The organism is Pseudomonadota bacterium (assembly GCA_030860485.1).
Lineage (GTDB): Bacteria > Pseudomonadota > Gammaproteobacteria > JACCXJ01 > JACCXJ01 > JACCXJ01.
Genome location: JALZID010000044.1, coordinates 1 through 4484 on the forward strand (window position 1 = coordinate 1; position 4484 = coordinate 4484).

At 64.9% G+C, this 4484-nt stretch carries 4 protein-coding genes; 3 read left to right on the forward strand and 1 reads right to left on the reverse strand.

What is annotated here, in order from left to right; all coding sequences use genetic code 11:
* Positions 1 to 1568 (reverse strand): dihydroxy-acid dehydratase (gene ilvD / locus M3461_02160; protein ID MDQ3773250.1); only part of this gene is annotated, 1568 nt, incomplete at its 3' end.
* 238 nt (positions 1569 to 1806) lie between these two features.
* On the opposite strand from ilvD, the gene M3461_02165 reads away from it, so the two are divergent.
* From M3461_02165 to M3461_02175, 3 genes are all read left to right on the forward strand, one after another.
* Positions 1807 to 2262: a YbaK/EbsC family protein gene (locus M3461_02165; GenBank protein ID MDQ3773251.1), complete on the forward strand. Its 456-nt coding sequence runs from the start codon at positions 1807 to 1809 to the stop codon at positions 2260 to 2262.
* Between the two features lie 235 nt (positions 2263 to 2497).
* A complete protein-coding gene (gene ada, locus M3461_02170) occupies positions 2498 to 3571 on the forward strand; it encodes a bifunctional DNA-binding transcriptional regulator/O6-methylguanine-DNA methyltransferase Ada (GenBank protein MDQ3773252.1) in 1074 nt (357 codons plus the stop codon).
* Positions 3568 to 4317 (forward strand): 2OG-Fe(II) oxygenase, encoded by a 750-nt coding sequence (locus M3461_02175; GenBank protein MDQ3773253.1) that lies wholly within the window; start codon positions 3568 to 3570, stop codon positions 4315 to 4317. The genes ada and M3461_02175 overlap by 4 nt, the downstream gene beginning before the upstream one ends.
* The last annotated feature ends 167 nt before the right edge of the window (positions 4318 to 4484 follow it).

The window sequence follows — 4484 nt, forward strand, 5'->3', positions numbered from 1 at the left end:
GCCAGCGCTCCCTCCGCGACATCGACGGACAGCGTCTGCGCGACCGCATCGATGGTGATCCGGTCCCCATCGCGCACCAGGGCGATGGGGCCGCCCTCCTGGGCCTCGGGCACCACGTGCCCGACCAGGAAACCGTGCGAGCCGCCCGAGAAACGCCCATCGGTCAAGAGCGCCACCTCGGACCCGAGCCCCGCCCCCATGATGGCCGAGGTCGGCGTCAGCATCTCCGGCATCCCGGGCCCGCCCTTGGGCCCCTCGTAGCGGATGACGAGCACATCACCGCGTTGGATCGCCTTGGCCTCCAGCGCCTGCAGCATCGCCTCCTCGGAGTCGTACACCCGCGCGGGCCCGGAGAAGCAGAGGCCCTCCTTGCCCGTGATCTTGGCGACGGCCCCGCCCGGCGCGAGGTTGCCGCGCAGGATCTGGATGTGGCCGGTGGGTTTGATCGGGTCGTCGAGGGGCCGGACCACCGTCTGGCCCGCGGCCAGACCGGGCACCGCGGCGAGGTTCTCGGCCACGGTCCGGCCGGTCACCGTGAGGCAGTCACCGCAGAGGAGGCCGTGCTCCAAGAGCTCGCGCATCACCGCCGGCGTGCCGCCCACCCGGTGCAGGTCCTCCATCACGTAGCGCCCGCTCGGTTTCAAGTCTGCGAGATAGGGGGTACGGTCGCTGACCGACTGGAAGTCGTCGATCGTGAGCGCCACGCCCACGGAGCGCGCCATGGCGATCAGATGCAAGACGGCGTTGGTCGAGCCGCCGAGGACGGTCACGAGGACCATCGCGTTCTCGAAGGCCGCGCGGGTCATGATGTCGCGCGGCTTGAGGTCCCGCTCCAGGAGACCGCGGAGCGCGGCACCGGCCTCGAAGCACTCGTCGAGCTTGGCGGGATCGGTCGCGGGTGTCGAGGAGCTGTAGGGCAGCGACATCCCCAGGGCCTCGATGGCCACCGCCATGGTGTTGGCCGTATACATGCCCCCGCAGGCGCCGGGGCCGGGGCAGGAGAGGCGCACGATCTCGCGGCGCGCGTCATCGTCGATACTGCCCGCGAGGTACTGGCCGTAGCTCTGGAACGCGGAGATCACATCCAGGGTGTCCGGCCCGCGATGTCCCGGCCGGATGGTCCCGCCGTAGATCATGAGCGCCGGCCGGTTCAACCTCCCCATGGCCATGAGGCAACCCGGCATGTTCTTATCGCAGCCTGGGATCGAGATGTTGGCGTCGTACCACTGGGCCGACATCACGGTCTCGATGGAATCCGCGATGAGGTCGCGCGACTGCAGCGAATAGCTCATGCCCTCGGTGCCCATGGAGATCCCGTCGCTGACCCCGATGGTGTTGAACCGCATCCCGACGAGGTCGGAGGCGACGACCCCGGCCTTGACCCGTTCGGCGAGCTGCCCGAGGTGCATGTTGCAGGTATTGCCCTCGTACCAGACGCTCGCGATCCCGACCTGAGGCCTTTCCATGTCGGCCTCGGTGAGGCCGGTCCCGTAGAGCATGGCCTGGGACGCGCCCTGCGACTTGGGTCTGGTGACGCGCGCGCTGTAACGATTCAAGGGCTCTGGCATACGATTGAGCGTCTGGCGAATGGGCACGGTCACGCCGTCCGGGGACGGAGCGTCCCGGTCGGTACGGTGTGCAAAGGATACTACAAGGGTAGAGCGGGGTGCGATGCGTGATGGGCGCCAGGGAAATCGTCGGTCGATGGTCCATACTTAGGGCATGAGGCCCCGGTGGCGGTGACCGATCTGCCGCTGGCCGCTTTCATCCCGGACCGGTCCCAACGCTGCGAAACGGAGGGGTGCCATGCCCGTCAAAAAGCTGAAGGAGTTCCTGGACAGCCACCGCGTGAAGTACGTGAGCATCGTCCATTCCCGTGCCTATACGGCCCAGGAGATCGCGGCCTCCGCCCACGTCCCGGGCAGAGAGCTGGCGAAGGCCGTGATGGTCAAAGTGGACGGCCGGATCGCCATGGCCGTGCTGCCCGCCCTGTATCAGATCGACTTTGAACGCCTGCGCGTGGCGATCGGTGCCGGTAACGTCGAGCTCGCGAGCGAGACGGAGTTCCAAGACCGCTTCCCGGAGTGCGAACTGGGGGCCATGCCGCCGTTCGGCAACCTCTACGGTATGGAGGTCTATGCCGCGCGCCGGCTGTCGGAGGACCGCGAGATCGCCTTCAATGCCGGGTCGCACACGGAGCTCATCAGGCTCGCCTATACCGACTTCGAGCGTCTCGTGTCACCCAAGGTAGTGGATTTCTGAGGCCCCTGTAATCTATCGAAATCGGCGCGGGTTCGCCACCGCCGCTCTCTCCGGGCGATATGGCCTGGCCGATCCGCCGCTTGCGGCGACCTGGAATGAGCGGCAGAAGCTCATTGGAATCCGCACGGACCCAAACGCAAGCGAATTCAAGAGCAAGACCCGGAGTGCGGTGTGTTCCACCGACGGCTAACCTCAGCCATTGATCATGACAATCGTTGAGAGGACCCAGGTGAATATGGCCACGAAGACTGAAATGCTCGCGGCGGAGACCGTGAGCGATCCGCGTTGGGCGGCCGTGATCGGCCACGATCCCGAGGCGGATGGCAAGTTTTTCTACTCGGTCAAGACGACCGGTGTGTACTGCCGCCCGTCCTGCGCGGCGCGCACCGCCCGGCCCGAGAATGTCGGGTTCCATCCGACCGCCGCGGATGCCGAGCGGGCGGGCTTCCGCCCCTGCAAACGCTGCAAGCCGAATCAACCCCCGCTGGCCGAGCAGCACGCGGCCACGGTGGCCGAGCTGTGCCGACTCATCGAGAACGCCGAGCAGATGCCCAGCCTCGCGACACTGGCGAACCGTGCCGGACTAAGCGCCTACCACCTGCACCGGGTCTTCAAGGCCATGACGGGTGTAACGCCGAGGGCGTACGCGGCACCGCATCGCACCAAGCGCGTGAGAGCTGAGCTCGCTCGGCGCGGTACGGTGACTGAGGCGATCTACGGCGCTGGGTACAACTCTAACGGGCGCTTCTATGAAAAATCGAACCAGGTATTAGGCATGACGCCTACGAATTATCGCGCCGGTGGCGCCAAGACGGAGATATGCTTCGCCGTGGGCGAGTGCTCCCTCGGGTCTATCCTCGTGGCTCAAAGCGAGCGCGGTGTTTGTGCCATTCTCCTGGGCGATGATCCCGATAAATTGGCGCGCGATCTACAAGACCAGTTCCCGCGAGCCAACCTGATTGGCGGCGACACGGAGTTCGAGCAGCTCGTCGCAAGAGTAGTGGGCTTCGTGGAAGCGCCTAGACTGGGACTCGACCTGCCGCTGGAGGTCCGCGGCACCGCGTTCCAGCAGCGCGTTTGGCAAGCCCTCGGGGAGATCCCGGCCGGCGAGACGGTGAGCTATGCCGATATCGCCAACCGCATCGGCGCTCCGAAGTCGATCAGGGCAGTGGCCCAAGCGTGTGCCGCCAATGCCTTGGCGGTGGCAATCCCCTGCCATCGAGTCGTGCGCAACGATGGTAGACTATCGGGCTATCGTTGGGGTGTGGAACGCAAGCGCGCGCTACTGGAAAAGGAAGCACACGAATGAATGCACTGGTTAAAGAAGCGCTGGCGATCACATCGGCCAGGGACATTGCTGGCCGGGTGAAGGCGCTCGATTGGGAGCGAGCGTCGAAAGACCTCGATGCGCAGGGATGCGCGATGATCGCAGGCGTTATCACCCGGGAAGAGTGCGATGCGCTAGCCGAGCTGTATCCGGTGGATGGCCTTTTCCGCAGCCGGGTCGTGATGGAACGGCATGGTTTCGGGCGTGGAGAGTACAAGTATTTCAGCTATCCGTTGCCCGATATCGTCGCCGGCCTCCGCACAGCCATCTACCCGCGTCTTGCGCCGATAGCCAATCGCTGGAATGCCGCCATGGGCATCGACGTCCGCTATCCTGAAAAACACTCGGTCTACATCGCGCGTTGCCATGCTGCGGGGCAGCTCAGGCCCACGCCGCTGCTGCTTCAGTACGGGCCTGACGATTACAACTGCCTGCATCAAGACCTCTATGGCGAGCACGTTTTCCCGCTCCAGGTCACGATCCTGTTGTCCGAGCCCGAACGCGACTTCACGGGTGGCGAATTCGTGCTAGCCGAGCAGCGCCCGCGCAAGCAATCGCGCCCGGAAGTCGTGCCGCTCCGGCAAGGTGACGCGGTCGTCTTCGCCGTCCATCACCGTCCGGTGCAGGGCACGCGCGGTGTGTATCGGGTCAATCTTCGACATGGCGTCAGCCGCGTTCGCTCACGGCATCGTCATACGCTCGGTATCATTTTCCACGACGCGACGTGAGAACGACTGAATGACGCTGGCCTCTTCCCGCCCCAAAAGGATCTAGTGGAGTGTCCCTTAAATAACTTGACAGATTCTCTGGCAATTGCTATGCTTACGGTCATGCCGAACACGAGGCTGTCGATCGAGTTGAAACGGCTGAACGGACGCAGCTCGAAAAGTGGGAG